Source organism: Nocardia yamanashiensis NBRC 100130 (assembly GCF_001613325.1).
Taxonomy (GTDB): Bacteria; Actinomycetota; Actinomycetes; order Mycobacteriales; family Mycobacteriaceae; genus Nocardia; species Nocardia yamanashiensis.
Genome location: NZ_BDCD01000024.1, coordinates 17,569 through 37,600 on the forward strand (window position 1 = coordinate 17,569; position 20,032 = coordinate 37,600).

17 protein-coding genes, 1 tRNA gene and 2 pseudogenes are annotated in these 20,032 nt (G+C 66.4%); 13 read left to right on the top strand and 7 right to left on the bottom strand.

Features of this window, described 5'->3' with window-relative positions:
• Nucleotides 1-19 precede the first annotated feature (19 nt).
• The 6 genes and pseudogenes from NY1_RS27920 to NY1_RS44780 all read left to right on the top strand — a co-directional run bounded on the left by NY1_RS27920 (nucleotide 20) and on the right by NY1_RS44780 (nucleotide 6,217).
• Entirely contained in the window at nucleotides 20-643 is a 624-nt protein-coding gene (locus tag NY1_RS27920; protein WP_067719675.1) for an ANTAR domain-containing response regulator, read from the top strand.
• Nucleotides 644-1,105: 462 nt separating this feature from the next.
• A pseudogene (locus NY1_RS27925) lies at nucleotides 1,106-2,101 on the top strand (branched-chain amino acid ABC transporter substrate-binding protein); the annotation flags it as partial.
• A gap of 98 nt (nucleotides 2,102-2,199) precedes the next feature.
• On the top strand, nucleotides 2,200-3,228 hold the full coding sequence (locus tag NY1_RS27930; RefSeq protein ID WP_067719681.1) for a branched-chain amino acid ABC transporter permease: 1,029 nt from the start codon (nucleotides 2,200-2,202) through the stop codon (nucleotides 3,226-3,228).
• Nucleotides 3,225-4,433 (top strand): branched-chain amino acid ABC transporter permease, encoded by a 1,209-nt coding sequence (locus NY1_RS27935; RefSeq protein WP_067719683.1) that lies wholly within the window; start codon nucleotides 3,225-3,227, stop codon nucleotides 4,431-4,433. The genes NY1_RS27930 and NY1_RS27935 overlap by 4 nt, the downstream gene beginning before the upstream one ends.
• Nucleotides 4,430-5,371, top strand: a pseudogene (locus NY1_RS44775) (ABC transporter ATP-binding protein); the annotation flags it as partial. The gene NY1_RS27935 and the pseudogene NY1_RS44775, both read left to right, overlap by 4 nt.
• A gap of 150 nt (nucleotides 5,372-5,521) precedes the next feature.
• Nucleotides 5,522-6,217, top strand: coding sequence for an ABC transporter ATP-binding protein (locus tag NY1_RS44780; protein ID WP_233434533.1), 696 nt, complete (start codon nucleotides 5,522-5,524; stop codon nucleotides 6,215-6,217).
• 126 nt (nucleotides 6,218-6,343) lie between these two features.
• Here NY1_RS44780 and NY1_RS27945 read toward each other — a convergent pair.
• The 3 genes from NY1_RS27945 to NY1_RS27955 form a co-directional block, all read right to left on the bottom strand.
• Nucleotides 6,344-6,416, bottom strand: a tRNA-Trp gene (locus NY1_RS27945).
• Nucleotides 6,417-6,483: 67 nt separating this feature from the next.
• Entirely contained in the window at nucleotides 6,484-6,882 is a 399-nt protein-coding gene (locus tag NY1_RS27950; protein ID WP_067719685.1) for a hypothetical protein, read from the bottom strand.
• 12 nt (nucleotides 6,883-6,894) lie between these two features.
• Nucleotides 6,895-8,598, bottom strand: a complete 1,704-nt coding sequence (locus NY1_RS27955; RefSeq protein WP_157762514.1) for an AbeC-like domain-containing protein — start codon at nucleotides 8,596-8,598, stop codon at nucleotides 6,895-6,897.
• A gap of 172 nt (nucleotides 8,599-8,770) precedes the next feature.
• Between NY1_RS27955 and polA the strand changes: the two genes are divergently transcribed.
• Nucleotides 8,771-11,509: a DNA polymerase I gene (polA, locus tag NY1_RS27960; protein WP_067719691.1), complete on the top strand. Its 2,739-nt coding sequence runs from the start codon at nucleotides 8,771-8,773 to the stop codon at nucleotides 11,507-11,509.
• Between the two features lie 506 nt (nucleotides 11,510-12,015).
• Nucleotides 12,016-12,438: a 2-isopropylmalate synthase gene (locus NY1_RS27965; RefSeq protein WP_067719693.1), complete on the top strand. Its 423-nt coding sequence runs from the start codon at nucleotides 12,016-12,018 to the stop codon at nucleotides 12,436-12,438.
• Between the two features lie 173 nt (nucleotides 12,439-12,611).
• Here NY1_RS27965 and trxA read toward each other — a convergent pair whose 3' ends face one another.
• Nucleotides 12,612-12,977 carry a thioredoxin gene (gene trxA, locus NY1_RS27970; protein WP_067719697.1) on the bottom strand — a complete coding sequence of 122 codons (366 nt, stop codon included), beginning with the start codon at nucleotides 12,975-12,977 and terminating at the stop codon, nucleotides 12,612-12,614.
• Nucleotides 12,978-13,205: 228 nt separating this feature from the next.
• Here trxA and NY1_RS27975 point away from each other — a divergent pair, with 228 nt between their 5' ends.
• The 4 genes from NY1_RS27975 to NY1_RS27990 all read left to right on the top strand — a co-directional run bounded on the left by NY1_RS27975 (nucleotide 13,206) and on the right by NY1_RS27990 (nucleotide 17,101).
• Complete coding sequence (locus tag NY1_RS27975; protein WP_067719699.1) at nucleotides 13,206-14,288, top strand: isocitrate/isopropylmalate dehydrogenase family protein; 1,083 nt, start codon at nucleotides 13,206-13,208, stop codon at nucleotides 14,286-14,288.
• Nucleotides 14,289-14,441: 153 nt separating this feature from the next.
• The gene (locus tag NY1_RS27980) at nucleotides 14,442-15,347 is read left to right on the top strand and encodes an ABC transporter substrate-binding protein (RefSeq protein WP_067719703.1); all 906 of its coding nucleotides are present in this window, start codon (nucleotides 14,442-14,444) and stop codon (nucleotides 15,345-15,347) included.
• A gap of 6 nt (nucleotides 15,348-15,353) precedes the next feature.
• Nucleotides 15,354-16,307 carry an amino acid ABC transporter permease gene (locus tag NY1_RS27985; RefSeq protein WP_067719706.1) on the top strand — a complete coding sequence of 318 codons (954 nt, stop codon included), beginning with the start codon at nucleotides 15,354-15,356 and terminating at the stop codon, nucleotides 16,305-16,307.
• Nucleotides 16,308-16,348: 41 nt separating this feature from the next.
• Nucleotides 16,349-17,101: an amino acid ABC transporter ATP-binding protein gene (locus tag NY1_RS27990; RefSeq protein WP_157762527.1), complete on the top strand. Its 753-nt coding sequence runs from the start codon at nucleotides 16,349-16,351 to the stop codon at nucleotides 17,099-17,101.
• Nucleotides 17,102-17,155: 54 nt separating this feature from the next.
• On the opposite strand, the gene NY1_RS27995 is transcribed toward NY1_RS27990, so the two are convergent.
• Both NY1_RS27995 and NY1_RS28000 read right to left on the bottom strand, forming a co-directional pair.
• Nucleotides 17,156-17,998, bottom strand: a complete 843-nt coding sequence (locus NY1_RS27995; protein WP_067719712.1) for an alpha/beta fold hydrolase — start codon at nucleotides 17,996-17,998, stop codon at nucleotides 17,156-17,158.
• Nucleotides 17,995-18,426, bottom strand: a complete 432-nt coding sequence (locus NY1_RS28000) for a helix-turn-helix domain-containing protein (protein ID WP_067719714.1) — start codon at nucleotides 18,424-18,426, stop codon at nucleotides 17,995-17,997. The genes NY1_RS27995 and NY1_RS28000 overlap by 4 nt, the downstream gene beginning before the upstream one ends.
• Nucleotides 18,427-18,575: 149 nt before the next feature.
• Here NY1_RS28000 and NY1_RS28005 point away from each other — a divergent pair, with 149 nt between their 5' ends.
• Entirely contained in the window at nucleotides 18,576-19,049 is a 474-nt protein-coding gene (locus NY1_RS28005) for a DUF4383 domain-containing protein (RefSeq protein WP_067719716.1), read from the top strand.
• Between the two features lie 35 nt (nucleotides 19,050-19,084).
• On the opposite strand, the gene NY1_RS28010 is transcribed toward NY1_RS28005, so the two are convergent.
• Nucleotides 19,085-20,008 (bottom strand): LysR family transcriptional regulator, encoded by a 924-nt coding sequence (locus NY1_RS28010; protein WP_067719718.1) that lies wholly within the window; start codon nucleotides 20,006-20,008, stop codon nucleotides 19,085-19,087.
• Nucleotides 20,009-20,032: the final 24 nt, after the last annotated feature.

The following is a 20,032-nucleotide window of genomic DNA, read 5'->3' on the forward strand; positions in this document are numbered from 1 at the left end:
AAGCGACAGGGGTTCATCTATGGGAACGACAGCAGGGGGCGGTTCGAAGAAGGATGCCGCGGCGTCCGCCCCCAAGCGGGTGGTGGTTGCCGAGGACGAGGCGCTCATCCGGATGGACCTCGTGGAGATGCTCTCGGAAGAGGGTTATCTGGTGGTGGGGGAGGCGGGCGACGGTCAGCAGGCCGTGGACCTGGCGGAGGAGTTGCGTCCGGATCTGGTGATCATGGACGTGAAGATGCCACGACGGGACGGGATCGACGCGGCGGCCGAGATCGCTTCGAAACGTCTTGCGCCGGTGGTGATCCTGACGGCGTTCAGCCAGCGGGATCTGGTGGAGCGGGCACGCGACGCGGGGGCGATGGCGTACCTGGTGAAGCCGTTCACCAAGTCCGATCTGGTGCCGGCGATCGAATTGGCGGCGAGCCGCTTCCATGAGATCGCCGCATTGGAAGGCGAAGTCGCGAATCTGACCGACCGGCTGGAAACACGCAAGCTGGTCGAGCGTGCCAAGGGTGTGCTCATGCAGACCCAGGGCCTATCGGAACCGCAGGCGTTCAAGTGGATTCAGCGCACGGCCATGGACCGTCGCACCACCATGAAGGCCGTTGCCGAGGTGGTGCTGGAGAATCTGGCGCCGAAGTAAGCCGGATTTGCTCCGTTATAGCCCCTCTGTTGCCACCGATATGCGGAACTGCTTTACGCGGTGGTAACACGAGGGGCTCTTTCAATGGTTGCGATGTCACATGGATGATCCGAATGTGATGCGGAGCTAACGTGGTGGGGATATGTTCTGAGCCAGGCCGATAGATGAGGCGGCCCGCCCGGCAAGCCGGGGGAGCACAGAACATAGAGGTGAATCGTGCTTGGTTCAAAGACGCGCGGCTCTGTGAGCGGTAGGCGACGGTGGCGCACGGTGCAGGCTGCGGTCGCAGTCGGAGCGGCCGTGGCGCTCACGGTGGCCGGCTGCAGCAGTTCGTCGACCGACGACACCGGTAAGAAGAACCGGTCCAAGCTGGTCGAGTTCGTGAAGTCGTACGACGGCCCGGGCCTGGCTCGCAATTACAAATGGGGCTCCAACGGTGAGCTCGAGAAGGCCCTGATCTGGATGTACAAGGTCGACGCCTCGGGTGAGATCAAGCCCGTGGTGCAGATCGACAGCACCGGCAAGGAGGTCGCGGCCACCGATCAGGCCGCCGCCGCCAAGGCCGCCGGTGACGGCAAGGCCACCTGCACCGAGCAGTCCATCGCCATGGCGGGCCCGCTGACCGGCCCGAACGCCAACCTGGGCCTGAACATCGTGCGCGGCGTGCGGCTCGCGCTCGACGAGTTCAACAAGGCCAACCCGGGCTGCAAGGTCACCCTCAAGGAATTCGACACCGAGGGCAACCCGCAGAAGGCCACCCAGGTCATCCCGACGATCATCAACGACAAGTCGATCGTCGCGCTCATCGGCCCGACCTTCTCCGGCGAGACCAAGGCGACCGGTCAGGTGCTCAGCGAGGCGAACCTGCTCGCGCTGACCCCGTCGGCCACCAACCCCGACCTCACCAAGAACAACTGGAAGACCTTCTTCCGCGGCCTCGGCAATGACGCGGTGCAGGGCCCGGCCGTGGCCAAGTACCTGCAGACCAGCGGCAAGTACAAGAAGGTCTGCGTCGTCAAGGACAACACCGAGTACGGCACCGGCCTGGCCAAGAACCTGACCGAGACCCTCGGCCCGATCGCCGACGCGAGCTGCGCGGCGGATGTCAAGGAAGGCGACAAGGACTTCTCGGCGGTCGTCTCCAAGCTCAATTCCGCCAAGCCGGACGCCATCTACTACGCCGGTTACTACGCCGAAGCGGCCCCGCTGGTGCAGCAGCTGCGTTCGGGCGGCGTGACCGCGGAATTCATTTCCGCGGACGGCACCAAGGACGTCGAGTTCGTGAAGCAGGCCGGTAATGCCGCCACCGGCGCGTTGCTCTCCTGCCCCTGTGGCCCGGCGCCGGATTCCTTCGCCGCCGCGTACAAGGCGTCGAGCGGTTTCGACGCGGGCACCTATTCGACCGAGGGCTATGACCTGACCACCATCGTGCTGAAGGGCATCGCGGCGGCCGGCAGCAAGTAGTTCCACGTATTCGGAGAACAGCGTGTGCCGGGAATCCGGTGAGACCCACCGATTCCCGGCACACGCGTCTTCCTCGACGGCGAGAGTAGCGAATGAGTTTTCCCGTTGCGACGACCCTGCTCGCGGGGTCGATCGAATTCAACGTATCGGGGGTGGTCGACCAATTCTGGCGGCTCACCGTGGACGGTTTGTCCTACGGATCCATCTATGCCTTGGTCGCGGTGGGCTACACGCTGGTCTACGGCGTGCTGCGGCTGATCAATTTCGCCCATTCGGAAATTTTCATGGTGGGCATGTTCGGCCAGTATGTGGGCTTGATGGCGCTCGGGTTCGAACCCAGCGGTAATGCCTATTCCAAAGGCCTGATACTGACCGTCGTCTACCTGTTGCTCGCGATGCTGATCGGTATGGCGGTGGCCGGTGGCGCCGCCGTCGGCCTGGAGCGCGTCGCGTATCGCCCGCTGCGTAAACGCGGTGCGAAACCCCTGATCTTCCTGATCACCGCGATCGGCATGTCGTTCGTGCTGCAGGAGTTCGTGCACTATGTGCTGCCCAAGATCTCGCCGCGGCTGGGCGGCACCAATGCCCAGCAGCCGATCATCCTGGTGCAGCCGACCGAACAGTTCTCGATCTTCGGAGCGCCGGTCACGAACATCACCCTGGTGATCATCCTGGCCGCGGTCGGCCTGGCCGTGGCGACCGAATTGCTCATCAACCGAACCAAATTCGGCCGCGGTATCCGCGCGGTGGCGCAGGACCCGGACACCGCGACGCTGATGGGCGTCTCGCGGGAGAAGGTCATCATGCTCACCTTCCTGGTGGGCGGTCTGCTGGCCGGCGCGGCGGCGCTGTTGTACACCTTGAAGATTCCCAACGGCGTCATCTATTCCGGCGGATTCATTCTCGGCATCAAGGCGTTCAGCGCCGCGGTGCTGGGCGGTATCGGCAATCTGCGCGGCGCGCTGCTCGGCGGGCTGATCCTGGGCCTGGTGGAGAACTACGGCCAGATCCTGCTCGGCACCCAATGGCGCGACGTGGTCGCATTCCTGGTCCTGGTGGTCGTGCTCATGTTCCGCCCCACCGGCATTCTGGGTGAGAGCCTCGGGAGGGCGCGCGCATGACCGAGACAGTGAAACGCGGTGTGGGCGACAAACTTCGGACCTGGTGGGGCGGTTTGTCGCGGCCCGCGCAATGGGGCGTCGGAATTCCGGCGCTCATTCTGCTGGCGCTGCTGCCGCTGTATCCGCCGCCTTTGATCGATACTCCCGGCACCAGCTTCGGCGGCGTCATGGCGCAGTTCGCCATGGTCGCGCTCATCGCCATCGGCCTGAATGTCGTTGTCGGCCAGGCGGGTCTGCTGGACCTGGGCTATGTCGGCTTCTACGCGGTCGGCGCGTACACCGTCGGCCTGCTCACCAGCCCGAACAGTCCGTGGAATCAACTCGACGAAGGCGGCTGGCTGAAGCCGGGCTGGGCCTGGTGGGCGTGCGTGCCCATCGCCATCGCCATCACGGCGATCTCGGGCCTGATCCTGGGTTCGCCGACGCTGCGCCTGCGCGGCGACTACCTGGCCATCGTGACGCTCGGCTTCGGTGAGATCGTGCGCCTGATGGCCGACAATCTCGGCGAGATCACCAATGGCAGTTTGGGTTTGGCCGGTATCGCCTATCCGAGGGTGGGCGTGTCCGACGACCATCCGACCGGCTACTTCTCCTCCGGCAACCTCGGCGACACCGATGTGACCAGCCCCGTGGACCGCGCCAATTCCGGCACCTGGTGGTTCTGGCTCGGCATGGTGCTGGTGATCCTGGTGCTGCTGGTGGTCGGCAATCTGGAGCGCAGCCGGGTGGGCCGCGCGTGGGTGGCGATCCGCGAGGACGAGGACGCCGCCGAGATCATGGGCGTGCCGACCTTCAAGTTCAAGCTGTGGGCGTTCCTGATCGGCGCGTCGATCGGCGGGCTGTCCGGTGCGCTGTACGCGGGCCAGGTGCAGTTCGTGGCGCCGCCCGGGTTCAACATCATCAACTCGATGCTGTTCCTGTGCGCGGTGGTGATCGGCGGCCAGGGCAACAAGCTGGGCGTGATCGTGGGCGCGTTCCTGATCGTGTACCTGCCGAACCGCTTCATGTCGGTGCAGATCGGCGGGCAGTCGCTCGGTGACTACAAGTACCTGTTCTTCGGTATCGCATTGGTGGTTGTGATGATCTTCCGGCCGCAGGGGCTCTTCCCCGCGCGTCAGAAACTACTCGCCTACGGACGGCAGGTGTACCGGGCGGTGCGCAAGCCCGCGCCGGTTCCGGCCGAGACCGCCGGAGCGGCGTCATGACCGGGCCCGGCGGCGCGCTCTTCGACAACGAGGACATGGCGGCGGGCTATCAGGCGCCGCCCGAGGAAGCCAGCGCGGGCATGCTCGACGTGACCGAGGTGCTGCCGATCTACTCCGACGAGAAGGTCGTCGCCGAGGTCGTCGCACCGCATCGCGAGATCGAAACCGCCGTCGGCGCACCGCTTCTGCGCACCGAGGGGCTGACGGTGAAGTTCGGCGGCCTGACCGCGCTGGACGATGTCAGCTTCGAGATCAAGCGCGGTGAGATCCTCGGGCTGATCGGGCCCAACGGCGCGGGCAAGACCACCTGCTTCAATGCCATCACCGGCGTGTACCGGCCGGCCGGCGGCACCGTGTTCTTCGACGGCAAGCCGCTGACCAAGTCCAAGCGCAACGAGATCACCCGGCTCGGCATCGCCCGCACCTTCCAGAACATCCGGCTCTTCAACGAGATGACGGCGCTGGAGAACGTGGTGGTCGGCGCGGATGCCCGGCATCGCACCTCGGTGCCCGGCGCGGTGTTCCGCACCGCCCGGCATCGGCGCGAGGAGCACGACGCCATCGAACGTGGCATGGCGCTGCTGGAATTCGTGGGCATCGCGCCGCACGCGGTGGAGAAGGCGCGCAATCTCTCCTACGGCGATCAGCGCCGCCTGGAGATCGCCCGCGCCCTGGCCACCGAACCCAAGCTGCTGTGTCTGGACGAGCCCGCGGCGGGCTTCAATCCGAGCGAGAAGTCGGCGCTCATGGAGCTCATCCACAAGATCCGCGACGACGGCTACACGGTGTTGCTGATCGAGCACGACATGCGATTGGTCATGGGCGTCACCGACCGGATCGTGGTGCTGGAATTCGGCCGGAAGATCGCGGACGGGTTGCCGGAGGATATCCGGGAGAATCCGGCGGTCATCAACGCCTATCTGGGCGTGCCGGACGACGGCGCGAAACCCGTTGCGCCCGAACCGGAGATCCGCAAGATCGCGCCCTCGCCCGCCGACACCACCACCACGACGGTCTTCGAACCGATCCGGGACCTCGAACCGCCCGCGCCGGAGCCCGCTCCCGCGCCGCTGCTCGAAGTCGAGGAGATGACCGTCAACTACGGCAGAATCGAAGCCCTGCACGGGATTTCGCTGTCGGTGGGTCAGGGCGAACTGGTGACCCTGCTGGGCGCGAACGGCGCCGGCAAGACCACCACGATGCGCGCCCTGTCCGGTCTGCTTCCGCTCACCCGGGGCCGAATCCTGTTCGAGGGCAAGGACATCACCCGCATGAAGGCGCACGAACGCGTCGTCGCGGGCCTCATCCAAGCCCCCGAGGGCCGCGGCGTCTTCCCCGGTATGACGGTGCAGGAGAACCTCGACATGGGTTGCCACGCCCGGCCTTTCGATTCCAAGGCGGAGTACGGCGAGACCCTCGACTGGGTGTTCGACCTGTTCCCCCGCCTGGCCGAACGCCGTAAGCAGGTCGGCGGCACCCTCTCCGGCGGTGAACAGCAGATGCTCGCCATCGGCCGCGCCCTGATGGCCCGCCCGAAGCTGCTGCTCCTCGACGAACCGTCGATGGGCTTGGCCCCCATGGTGATCCAGCAAATCTTCAAGATCATCGCGGATATCAACGATCAGGGCACCACGGTCCTGCTCGTCGAACAGAACGCCCAGCAGGCCCTCACCCGCAGCGACCGCGCCTACATCCTCGAAACCGGCGAAGTAACCAAAACCGGCGACGGCTCGGCCCTGCTCCACGATCCGGCGGTCAAATCCGCCTACCTCGGCGTGGGCTGACCCGCCGGGAACCTCGGGCCGGTCGCGCGTGCAGGGTGACCGGCCCGAGTCGTTTGCACCGAGACCTCAAGTGTGAAAACCACTTCGGGCCGGTCACTCATCCGAGTGACCGGCCCGAAGCTCTTGCAGGGGCGACAGGACTTGAACCTGCAACCTGCGGTTTTGGAGACCGCTGCTCTGCCAGTTGAGCTACGCCCCTTCGCGTGCGGTCACGCTACCAGGGATCGCGCCCGGAACGGAAATCGGTTTCGGCGCAGCGGGCGTCCCTACTGCTGGGCGAGCGTGTTGAGCCGTTCGACCAGGCCGACGATCTGCGTGAAGCCGTCCAGGCTCTTCAGCGAATCCGGGATGAGGTTCGCCAGCCGCCGCCAGCGCCGGGTGACGCGCGGGACATCGGGCTGATCGGCGGAGGCGGCTTCCAGGACATCGTCGACATCCTCGGGTTCGATGGTCGCGTCGCCGGCGGCGGCGACCTGGTCACGTAGCCGTGCGAGTTCGCCGCGCAGTGCTTCGAGGGTGGCCGCCAGTTGATCGGTGTCGGCCGCCGTGCCGAAGCTGATCGGCCCCCGGACGGTGCCGGTATTGCCGGAGCCGCCGATCGCGCCCGCGACGATCTGCCCGCCATGGATGGTGACGTCGGAGGAATGGTGCGTGTTCTCAGGCATCGTGTTGTCCTCTCACTTGCTGTCGCCGGAACCGGTGGGGCTGCCGGCGGTGGCCTTATCGGTACCCACCGATCCGGAATTACCTTCTCCGCCAATGGTTCCCGCGATGACATTGGAATTGCTGACGACGGTGGAATTGTTGATCTGGGTGACCATTTCCTCGAAACCGCGGGCGACGATGCCGCGCTGCTCCAGAAACTGCCTGACCGCGCCGAGTACCCGTCGCTCCAGGATCTTCTGATAGCGGTCGGAGTCCGATCCCATGAAGAAATTCCCGTAGCGGGTCGCCGCGGCCAGTTCCCGGATGCTCGCGGCCGCGCCGAAGGTCCACGCCGCCTGTTCGGGCGTGTACCAGGTGCCTCCTGGTACGGAGCCTTCGCGTAGCCCGCGCACCACATCCGCGGTTCGCGAGGGCAAGGTGGTCGGCAGCAGTGCCAGATCGGCCAGGGCCTTCCAGATGGCGCGCCACTCCAGCGCGGCCGGGGGCGCATCGACCATGCGGAAGCCGGGTGCGATGGGCGGCAGCACGAAGGCGTGCCACTCCAGCACCAGGGTGTTCTCCTCGCAGCCGACATGCAGGTAGCCCGCGACCGCGAGCTGGCGGTCCCATCCTTCGAGCCGGTAGCACACGTAATACCGCAGCCACTCGGGCGAGCAGTCGCCCAGCTCGGTCCACGCGGGTTCCGGCAACTGTGGCGCCTGCCCGTTCTGCAATTGCGCCATCACGATGTCCAAACCGGGTGCGTAGGGCAGCTGTGCCCCGGAAACCATTGCCCAGCGGCTGATTTCGAGATCCGTGAAGCGCCAGCCGGGCGTCAGGTTGCGGGCCTTGCGCAGCCGGGCCAGGTCGATCGCCACGAACTCCTGGAGGTCGACCGGCCGGAATTCCGGAACCGGCAGCTGCTCTTTCGGTTTGCCGTTCTCGGCGCAGAGTTCGAAGGTCGCCGACCACGACCGGACCCGAATGCCCGCGCCGACGAACGGATCCTCGCCGCGGTAGACGATCACCTCGTCGGACGTGCTGCCCATACGACGCAGATCGTTGTCGGCGATCAGACGCAAGCGATCCGCGTATCGCGCGCACGCCTTGACGACCTGGTCGCGCACCGGCGCGGACGGATTGTAATTCTGCAGGCTGTACCAGTTGAGCACGGTGGTCCACGGCAGGTACACCGCGGCGACCAAGAGCGCGTACAGGATCGGGGTCAGTATCGCGGCGCCGACGACCCACACCATGGGCGGCGTGACATCGCCCAGCATCGCGGCGACGAACAGGAGCGGTGCGAGCACGATCCACCAGAGAAACGAAGTCGCGGACCAGATCACCGCAGTGACCCACCAGCGTTGAATCGGCCCCGCCAGTTTGATGCCGAACCGCGACAGCGCTCGTGATGCCGACATTTTGGCGACCACGGCCGAACACACTCGCCAGCCGAACCCGGATGCCCACCAGAATCCGAGAATCGGCGGCGCCACCACCGTCATCAGGATCAGGCCGCTCACCAAGGCGGCATTGATGGCGCGGCGGCGCGCCCGGGCCGTGACCGCTTCCCGTAGCACCACCTCGGCCCGGACACCGGGCGACGGCGGCACCGCGCGGTACTGCTCGGAGAGGAATTCCGCGACCACCGCGTCGGCGAGAGTGTCGTCGAGATGGACCGCCGAGGCCAGTAAACGAGTCGGGTGATCGCCACGCTCGTATGCCGGATTTGTCAAGTACTTCCCCCTGTGCCGAACGAATTATGTTGGCGCGCACAGGTTAACAAGGTCGCGAATGCGGCGCGCGCTGTTCCCGGCGGTAACTTGGGCCTATGTCGCGCCCGCCGCCGTGCCACGCGGTCTTGCCCGCTGCGCACGGATGTCGGTGGGGCTCCCTAGACTCTCTGGCGTGACCCCTGCCTCTACCGATCAGCGTCCGAGTGCCGTGTCCGCAGCAAGCGCCTCCGCAGAGCAGCCGACGCTGCTGCTGTTGGATGGGCATTCGCTGGCTTATCGCGCGTTTTACGCGTTGCCGGCGGAGAATTTCAAGACGCAGAGTGGGCAGACCACCAATGCGGTGTACGGGTTCACCGCGATGCTGATCAATTTGCTGCGGGACGAGAAGCCGACTCATGTGGCGGCGGCTTTCGATGTGAGCCGGAAGACGTTCCGGACCGAGGCTTATCCGGAGTACAAGGCGAATCGGGCTACCACGCCGGATGAGTTCCGGGGGCAGGTGGAGGTCACGCAGGAGGTGCTGGGGGCGCTGGGGATTCCGGTGATGGCCATCGACGGGTATGAGGCGGATGACCTTATCGCCACGTTGACCACGCAGGCGGTGCCGCAGGGGTACAAGGTTTTGATCGTTACCGGGGATCGGGATTCGCTGCAGTTGGTGAATGACGATGTGACGGTGCTGTATCCGAAGAAGGGCGTTTCGGAGCTCACCCGGTTCACGCCGGCGGCGGTCGAGGAGAAGTACGGGCTGACGCCGGCGCAGTATCCGGATTTCGCGGCGCTGCGCGGGGACCCGAGTGACAATCTGCCGGGGATTCCGGGGGTGGGGGAGAAGACCGCTACCAAGTGGATTCGGGAGTACGGGGATCTCGAGACGCTGGTGGACAAGGTGGACACCGTGAAGGGCAAGGTGGGGGATGCCTTGCGGGCCAATCTGTCCAGTGTGGTGCTGAACCGGCAGCTGACCGAGATGGTGAAGACGGTGCCGCTGCCGTACGCGCCGGACCAGCTGGCCATGCAGCCGTGGGATCGGGACAAGATCCACCGGTTGTTCGACGACCTGGAATTCCGGGTGCTGCGGGACCGGCTGTTCGACACCCTCGCGCCGGTGGAGCCGGAGGCGGAGTCCGGGTTCGAGATCAGCGGTGCGGCGCTCACGCCCGGATCGGTGGCCGATTGGCTCACCGATCATGCCAAAGCCGGTGAGCGGCACGGGGTTTCGATCGTGGGCACCGGTACGCCCATTCACGGGGACGTGAAGGCGATCGCGCTCGCCGCCGCCGACGGTGAGGGCGCGTACATCGATGTGGTCGCGCTGACCCCGGAGGACGAGAAGGCGCTGGGCGCGTGGCTCGCCGATCCGGATGTTCCGAAGGCCGTGCACGAGGCCAAGGCCGCCATGCACGCGCTCGCCGGACGCGGGTGGAAGCTGGGCGGTCTCACCAGCGATACCGCGCTGGCGGCGTACCTGGTGCGCCCGGGACAGCGCACCTTCAACCTCGACGACCTGTCGCTGCGCTACCTGAGTCGCGAACTGCGCGTGGAGGATTCGGGCGAGGCCCAGCTGTCGCTGCTGGACGAGGAAGGCGCGGCGGACGAGGAGATCGCCAAGGGCGAGATGCTGCGCGCCCGCGCGGTCGCCGATCTCGCCGACGCCTTCGACGCCGAACTCGAGCGCATCGAATCCACCGCCCTGCTGCGGGATATGGAACTGCCGCTGCTCACCGTGCTCGCCGAGCTGGAACAGGCCGGCATCGCGGTCGATTCGGCGAAGCTGGAAGAACTGCAGCGCGAATTCGCCGACCGGGTCGCCGAAGCCGCCGAAGCCGCCTACGGCGTGATCGGCAAGCAGATCAACCTGGGTTCGCCCAAACAGCTGCAGGTGGTGCTGTTCGACGAACTCGACATGCCCAAGACCAAGCGCACCAAGACCGGCTACACCACCGACGCCGACGCCCTCGAAGGGCTGTACGAGAAGACCCAGCATCCCTTCCTGCAGCACCTGCTCGAACACCGCGACGCGACGCGGCTGAAGGTGACCGTGGACGGCCTGCTCAAGTCGGTCGCCGACGACGGCCGCATCCACACCACCTTCAATCAGACCGTCGCCGCCACCGGCCGGCTGTCCTCCACCGAGCCGAACCTGCAGAACATTCCGATCCGCACCGACACCGGCCGTCGTATTCGCGACACCTTCGTCGTCGGCCCCGGCTACGAATCGCTCATGACCGCGGACTACAGCCAGATCGAAATGCGGATCATGGCGCACCTGTCCAAGGACGAGGGGCTCATCGAAGCGTTCAACTCGGGTGAGGACCTGCACAATTTCGTGGCGTCCAAAGCGTTCGACATTCCGATCTCCGACGTCGATCCGGAACTGCGCCGCCGCATCAAGGCCATGTCCTACGGTCTGGCCTACGGCTTGTCCGCGTACGGCCTGTCGCAGCAGTTGAAGATCAGCGCCGACGAGGCCAAGGTCCAGATGGACGTCTACTTCAACCGCTTCGGCGCCATTCGCGACTATCTGCAGGACGCGGTCGAGCAGGCTCGCAAGGTCGGCTACACCGAAACCCTCTTCGGCCGTCGCCGGTATCTGCCGGATCTGGACTCCAGCAACCGGCAGCGCCGCGAGGCCGCCGAACGCATGGCGCTCAACGCCCCCATTCAGGGCACGGCCGCCGACATCATCAAGGTCGCCATGATCGACACCCAGCAGGCCATCCGCGCCGCCGGCCTGAAGTCCCGCATGCTGCTGCAGATCCACGACGAACTCGTCTTCGAGGTCGTCCCGGGTGAACGCGAGCAGCTGGAAGCGCTTGCCCGCGAGCACATGTCGAAGGCCATCGAGCTTTCGGTGCCGCTCGAGGTGTCGGTCGGCGTCGGCCGCAGCTGGGACGCCGCCGCGCACTGAGCGTTTCGCCCTCGGCGTGTCTCAATGCACTCCGGATCGTCCGGAAACGCCCGCTCTCCTTCGGGAGGCGGGCGTTTTCGTATTGTCCGAACAGTCGGAAAATAGCTCTGAGCGGCGGGTGTTCACGAAGCGTTCGGTATCGGGTCCGGCGGGGTTTGCCGACTGTGACACCCGGCACTCCTAATCTGGCACTGACATACCGGGTGACCTGCGACAAAGTTACTCGTGGGTCGATTGCGAATATGGTTGCCATCGACGAGGAGTGCCCTTATGCTCGGTGCCGTGCCGAATCCCGTCTACAGTCGCAAGCTTGCGCGAGGTGTCGCCGACCGCGACCGTGCAACGCTTCTTCCGCTCACCGCGATGGTGACTGTAGCGCGCGTACTCGTAGTTCTCCGCCGTAGCGGGGTCTGATTCGGACCGGCCCCTCGCTGCGGCCGCTTGAACACTTTTACCGCTGGTCCCCTCTGCCATTTCTCTGGAAGAAGTCGGGAAGACCTAGTTCAATGACCATCACACTTGATGCCCACACGTTCATCGCCGCTGCCCCCGCGAGCCTGAAGGCCGAGGCCAGCAGCCTGACCCCCGCCGAGTTCAACGACCGGTACTGCGAGCACAGCGGTCCGATCAAACTCAGCGACTGGACCTCCATCGGCCGGACGGCGACGCTCGAAATCGCCGACCACCTGCGCACTTTCGTGGCGACGGGTAGTCCGGTGGCGGCGCTCACCTCCGCCCTCTACGACGAGGGCTACCCGGTGGAAATTCTGCAATTCCATCAGCGGCGGACCGAATCCGGCATTGCGACTTTCGTGCAGTGCGAATTCAACGGCCGCCGCGGTTGGGGAGCGGCACTGGCGGATGACTCCGCCGAGTCCACGATCCGCGCGATGATCGCCGGGATCAACCACCTCGGTTCACGCTTCTGAAAAACGAAACCCGCCCCCGCTACTGACGTAGCGGGGGCGGGATCGCGTTATGGGTAGGACGCCATCACCGCTACGGATGTAGCGGGGTGGCATCACGTTGTGGGGAGGACGCCGCCCCCGGCTACCGAGGTAACGCGGGGGCGGAATCGTGAATACCGTTGTGGCGGTGGGTTTTACTGCGCCTGCTGCTCGGCGAGCTGCTTGCGCACCTCTTCCATGTCGAGCGCCTTGACCTGACCGATCAGGTCCTCGAGGGAATCGGCGGGCAGCGCACCCGGCTGCGCGAAAACGAGCACGCCTTCACGGAACGCCATGATGGTCGGGATGGAGCGGATGTTCGCCGCCGCCGCCAGCCCCTGCTCGGCCTCGGTATCGACCTTGCCGAACACCACATCGGGGTGCTTCTCGGACGAGGCCTCGAAAGTCGGGGCGAAGGCGCGGCACGGTCCGCACCAGGCAGCCCAGAAATCGACGAGCACGACGTCGCTCCCGGTGACGGTCTCGTCGAAGTTCTGCTCGGTCAGGGTCTTGGTGGCCATGGTGTCCTCTCGTGGTCGGTTACCCGGTCCAACACCGGGCCCCGCGGCTATGTTCCTGGCGTGACCGGCCACTCCCGGGCCCGTCACCGTCCCATCGCCGGTTACCCACAACGGTAGCCCGGGAATCGTGCCCGGCCGCCATGCGCACCCGGTCGCGCGCAGGTTGCGATATGTGCGCGGGCGTGTGCCTACCCGGCGGGGAAGCGGCAATTGCGCGAGGATAGCGGGATGAACGACAGCGAGACCTTGCGGCTGGGATTGATCGAAGGGGACGGCATCGGGCCGGAAGTCGTGCGCGCCACCCGCGCGGTGGTCGACGACGCCATCGAGGTCGTGGGACTGCCGCCGGTCGAATGGGTGCCGCTGCTCATCGGGCACGCCGCCATCGCCGAATACGGGAGTCCGGTGCCGGAGGAGACCCTCAAGGCCCTCGAAGGGTTCGACGCCTGGATCATGGGTCCGCACGACAGCGCCTCCTACGAGCCGGAGCACCGGATCGGCCTGCCGCCCGCGGGGGCGGTGCGCAAACGCTTCGGGCTGTACGCCAATATCCGCTGGGCCCGCACCCACGAGGGCGTGCGCGCGGTCGCCTCGGACATGGATCTGATCATCGTGCGCGAGAACAGCGAAGGCCTCTACGCCGACCGCAATATGTTCGCCGGTTCGGGCGAGTTCCGGCCCAGCCAGGACATGGCCCTGGCGGTGGGCGTGTTCACCCGCCCGGCCATCGAGAAGATCGCGCACCAGGCTTTCAAGATCGCCAGCCGGCGGCGCAAGAAGGTCACCGTGGTGCACAAGGCCAATGTGCTGCCCATGACCATGGGCCTGTTCCGGGACGTGTGTTTCGAGGTGGCGCTGGAGTATCCGGATGTCGAGGTGACCGACGAGCATGTCGATGCGATGGCCGCGCTGTTGGTCCGCACCCCCGCCGATTTCGACGTCATCGTGACCGAGAACCTCTTCGGCGACATCCTCTCGGATCTGGCCGGCGAACTGAGCGGTTCGCTCGGAATGGCCGCCTCGCTCAACAGCTCCGACACCCAGGCCATGGCGCAGGCCGTGCACGGCGCCGCACCCACCCTGGCCGGGCACAATCGGGCGAATCCGACGGCGCTCATCCTGTCCGCGGTCGGCATGCTGCGCTGGCTGGGAACCCGGGATTCGCACAGCGCGCTCTACCGGGCCGCGGAGCGAATTGAACACGCGGTAGCGGAGACGTTGCGGGCCGGGGTCGCCACATCCGATTTGGGTGGGTTAGCATCTACGACCGAATTCACCGAGCAGGTGCGCGCCCGGCTGCACCGCTGGTGAGCGCGCACTTCCGGGACCGGGCGTGTTCGGCCACGCGACAGCGTGTCGCCGATTAATGTTCGGTTACCGACCCGCACGGACGGTCCGACCCGCCTAAGTTTCAAATGGCGGGCGACGCCCGGATGTCGCGCAACCGAACTGTGGAGGACTGCTGTGTCTGTTCGTAACTCACTCCGCGGGCGTGCCCTGCGGGCCGCCTGTGTACTCGCCGGCGGCGCCCTCGCGCTCACCGCGTGTACCAGCAACTCCGAGACCACCCAGCCCGAGGCGGGCAAGGTCGACGTCGCGAAGGTCGACACCATCGCGACCAAGGTGCCGGACAACATCAAGTCGACCGGCAAGCTGACCGTCGGCGTGAACGTGCCCTACCAGCCGAACGAGTACCGGGACCCGAGCTCGGGCAAGATCGTCGGCTTCGACGTGGACCTGATGGACGCGGTCGCCAAGGTGCTCGGCCTATCGGCGGACTACAAGGAAGCCGACTTCGAGAAGATCATCCCGGCCATCGAGGCGGGTACGTACAACCTCGGCATGTCCTCGTTCACCGACAACAAGGAACGCGAGAAGACCGCCGACTTCGTCACCTACTTCAACGCGGGCAGCCAGTGGGCCCAGCAGAAGGGGAAGACGATCGATCCCGACAATGCCTGCGGCAAGCGAGTCGCGGTGCAGCGCACCACCGTTCAGGACACCGACGAGATCCCGGCCAAGTCCGCCAAGTGCGTGGCCGCCGGTAAGCCGGAGATCACCAAGGTGGCCTACGACGAGCAGGCCCAGGCCGCGCGCGCTCTGGTCGACGGCCAGGTGGACGCCTTCTCCGCCGACTCCCCGGTGACCGCGTACGCCGTCAAGCAGGCCAGCGACAAGATCGAGCTGGCGGGCAAGATCTTCGACTCGGCCCCCTACGGCTGGCCGGTCCAGAAGGGTTCCGCGCTGGGCCCGGTGCTGCAGGAGGCCGTGCAGTACCTGATCGACAACGGCCAGTACAAGAAGATCGCCGAAGCCTGGGGCGTCCAGGAGGGCGCGATCTCCAAGTCGGTCATCAACGGCGCCTCGTAATCGATCATGTCGCAGGACGAGACCAATCCCGCAGCCTCGGCTGCGACGGTCGCGGCGAGCACCGAGCCCGAGCCGATCAAAGCGATTCCGCTGCGACGGCCGGGCCGGTGGATCGCGGCCGCGGTAATCCTCATCGCGCTGGGCCTGTTCGTCTACGGCGCGGCCACCAACGAGGCCTACCACTGGAACACCTACTTCAAGTACCTGGGCGATGTGCGAATCGCCAAGGGCGCCCTGGTGACCCTGGAACTGACCGTGCTCGCCATGGCGATCGGCGTGGTGCTGGGCGTGGTGCTGGCGGTCATGCGGCTGTCGCCGAATCCGGTGCTGCGCTCGGTGTCCTGGGCGTACCTGTGGATCTTCCGCGGCACCCCGGTGTACGTGCAGCTGGTGTTCTGGGGCCTGTTCCCCTCGCTCTACAAGACCATCACCGTCGGCGTGCCGTTCGGCCCGTCGTTCGCGCATTTCGATGTGCAGCACTGGTCGGCGCCGTTCTTCTTCGCCATGATCGGCCTGGGGCTCAACGAGGCCGCCTATATGGCCGAGATCGTGCGCGCCGGCATCAATTCCGTCGGTGAGGGTCAGCGCGAGGCGTCGGTGGCGCTGGGCATGTCGTGGACGCAGACCATGAGCCGCACGGTGCTGCCGCAGGCCATGCGGGTGATCATTCCGCCCACCGGCAACGAACTGATCTCCATGCTCAAGACCACCACCCTGGTCACCGCCATCCCGCTCACCACCGACCTCTACGGCCGGGCGCGGGACATCTACAGCGTGAACTTCCAGCCGATTCCGCTGCTGCTGGTCGCCGCCACCTGGTACCTCGCGGTCACCAGCGTGCTCATGGTGGGTCAGTACTACCTGGAGCGGTACTACTCGCGGGGCCTGTCGCGGCAGCTGACCGACAAGCAGTTGCGGGCGCTGGCCCAGATGCAGCGATCGGCGGTGGAGGGCCAGTGAGTCTCGATATGTCCAAGGGCGCAACGGGTTCCGGCGAGCTCATGGTGGCCGCCGACCGGGTGTGCAAGAACTTCGGCGCGCTGCAGGTGCTCAAGGGCATCTCGCTGGAGGTCAAGCGCGGCGAGGTGCTGTGCCTGATCGGGCCCTCGGGTTCGGGCAAGTCCACCTTCCTGCGCTGCATCAACCATCTCGAGCAGGTCAATGCCGGACGGCTCTACGTGGACGGCGAACTCGTCGGCTACCAGGAGAAGAACGGCAAGCTCTACGAGCTGCACCCGCGCGAGGCGGCCCGGCAGCGCCGCGATATCGGCATGGTGTTCCAGCACTTCAATCTGTTCCCGCACCGTACGGCGCTGGAGAACATCATCGAGGCGCCGACCCAGGTCAAGAAGATCAAGAAGGCCGATGCGGTCAAGCGGGCCAAGGAACTGCTGGCGCGAGTGGGCTTGGCGGACAAGGCCGATGCCTATCCGGCGCAGCTGTCCGGCGGGCAGCAGCAGCGGGTGGCCATCGCACGCGCCCTGGCCATGGATCCCAAGCTCATGCTCTTCGACGAGCCCACCTCGGCGCTCGATCCGGAGCTGGTGGGTGAAGTGCTCGGCGTCATGCGGGAACTCGCCGCCGACGGCATGACCATGGTGGTGGTGACGCACGAAATGGGCTTCGCCCGTGAGGTCGCCGACCAGCTGGTGTTCATGGACGGCGGCGTGGTGGTGGAAGCGGGCGATCCGCGCGAGGTGCTGGCCAATCCGCAGCACGATCGCACCAAGGCGTTCCTGTCGCGGATTCTCTGACGGCACAACGACATTCCGCCCCGCTCTGGTAATTCGGAGCGGGGCGGGGTCCGTTCAGGGCGCGGTGAGGAATTCGAGCACGGTGGCGGTCTGGCCGAGGACGGCGTGACCGACGCCGGGCAGTACCCGCACCGTGTGATCGGGGACGAATTCGCTGATGCGCCGGGCGGTTTCGGCGGAATCGAGTATGACGTCCCGATCGCCGACGATGGCCAGCACCGGCATGGGCAGGTGCGCCAGCTGTTCGTCGGTGAACCGGGGGAGCCGTTCGGTGCGCGGGTTGAAGTGCTCGAAGATCAGGACCACCTCGTCGAGCACCGGTTCCAGCTCCGGGCCGGACAGGCCGGTGACTACGCTCGCGGATCGGCGCAGGTCGTGGCGGCCCAGCAGACGCGGGATGATCGATTTCAGGAGCCAGCCGTAGCGCTGCCTGCCGATGCCGCCGGGGCACAGCAGGGCCAGCTTCTCGACCTTGTCCGGACGCCGGACGGCGTAATCCATTGCGGTCCAGCCGCCCAGCGACATTCCGACGAACGCCGCCCGCGAAATGCCCAGTCCGGCAAGGACATCGTCGATCCACTCCGCGACGGCCTCGGTGCCGAGCACTGGACGCGACGGAGCGCTGCCGCCCGGTTCGCCGGGCAGATCCACCGCGTAGGTGCGGAAATGCTGTGACCAGGAGCCGATATCGCCGAGCCAGGTGCTCGAGTTCGCGCCGGAACCGTGCAGCAGCACCACTGGCGGCGCGTCGGCCGGGCCGGAGATCACGACGAAGATATCGCCCGCACGGGTCGGGATCTCGCGGTGCTCGGCGGGGACCGGCCACTGCGCGAGCCGGGCCTGATAGCGGCGCGCGACGGTCTCGGCGCCGGCCTCGGATTTGTAGATGGCGCTCATGAACCGAGCACTCCCTCCATGTATTCGAGCAGCCGGGCGGTTTCGCCCAGGCCGCCGACGATGATCACTTTCAGGCGGGCGCGTTCCGCGTCGTAGAAGGTCTGGAAGCGCAGCGGCTGATCGTTCGGGTGGCGATTGCCGGTGGCGCCGGTGAGCAGACTGCTGAGCCGGTCCACGGTGGCGCGGTCCACGGCATCGATCTCCACGATGCTGGAGACCTCGGCGTGCCCTTCCCGGGCGGCGGCCTCGCGCGCGGTGGCGGGGACCGGGCCGCCGGTGAAGGCTTCCAGGTCGGCCTGATTGATGCGGTACTGCTTGCCGATGCGGGTGGCGGGCAGCTTGCCGTCGCGCACATAACTGCGGACGGTGCGCACGTGCAGGCCGAGACGTTCGGCGACGTCTTCCACGGAGTACAGGCGATCGGTCACGTAAACTACCTTAAACATCCCTATCTGAAAGCGCAATAGGGAGTGATGGGGAAGTTTGCGTACTACTTCTCCCGAACCTTCCCCGGCGGCGCGCAAATCAACTACCTTTCGTAGTAGACATCTCTGTCGCCTGTCTGGGAGGTAGCGCCATGCGAGCGCTGGCAGTACCGGAACACCGAATCACCTTGCCCCAATGGAGTTTTCTGCAATGGGCGGTGCTCATCGTGGGTGTCGCGCACATCGTGTGGGCCATCGCCGGCTGGATCGCCGAACCCAGCTTCGCGATGGGCGAGCACGCGCCCGCCACCCAGATCCTGGGCATGGACTACAACGCCTGGCACGGGCTGGCCGGGCTGCTGCTGTTCGGGCCCGCGCTGCTGGCCGCGACCCGCAAGAGCTGGGCGGCCTGGTACTGCGTGCTCGCGGCCCTGGGCGGCGGGTTCGGCGTCGGCATCTGGGCGCTGTTCTCGCACAATGTGCTGGTGTTCAGCTTCCCGAACCACATCACCGACGGCATCATGCACCTGGTCACCGGGGCGGGCCTGCTGGCGCTGGTGGTGGTGCAGGTGGCGTGGGACGGCGGGCTGCGGCCGGTGTTCCTGCCCGGCGCGGCCACGGCGTGAGTGCCGGCGCGGCCAGTGCCCGAGCGCGTTCGCGGTTACTGTCCGATCGCCGTCGCGGCCGGATCCTTCCAGTTCGCCAGTGCGATACGGAGTTGTCCCAGTAGCACTTTCGCGGGCGGGCTCAGCGGCCGCTCGGTATTCCAGGCCAGCACCAGCCGCCCGCTCATCTGCGGATCGATCTCCAGTATGCGCACCCCGAGCGCGGCGGCGTCGGCGGCCGGAAGCGGCGGCACGATGGCGATGCCGAGCCGGTAACCGGCCAGTCGCATGAGCAGTGGGGGAGCGCCGGCCTCGAAGGCGAAGTTCGGGGTCAATCCGGCGGCGTGACAGGTGTTCTCGAAGCGGCCGCGGATGCCGGTGCCGGGCGGCAGGCAGATGAGCGGGTGCTCGCACAGTTCGGCGAGACCGATCCGATCGCCGAAACCCGGGGCGTGCACGGCGACGGCCGCGACCAATCGGGTGGTCAGTACCGTCTCGGTGCCGATGGCCGGATCCAGTTCGTCGCCGGACAGGCTCATCAGGGCGATATCGAGGGCGCCGCGGCGCAGCGCCGCGTACATGGCTTCGGAGGTGTCCTCGGTCAGCGAGATGCCGATCTGCGGATGATCTTGGTGAAAGGCGCTCAGCTCCTTGGCGATATCGAGTTCGCCGTCGGCCGCGCCCGCTATCAGTCCCACTCGGACGTGCCCGCGGAGCAGGCCGGTGAATTCGTCCGCGGTATGGGTGATCCGCTCCGCGGCGGCCAGTGCGGCCCGGGCCAGCGGCAGTACCGCCTCGCCGACCGGCGTCAGCGTCACCGACCGGGTCGAGCGGATCAGCAGGGGCTGGCCGAGTTCCTTCTCCAGCTGTTTGATCTGCGCGCTGAGTCCCGGCTGGGCGAGATGCAGGCGGGCGGCCGCGCGGGTGAAGTTGGCTTCGTCCACGACGGTGACGAAGTAACGCAGCTGCCGCAGTTCCATAACTGCTGATTCTAGCTATGAGAA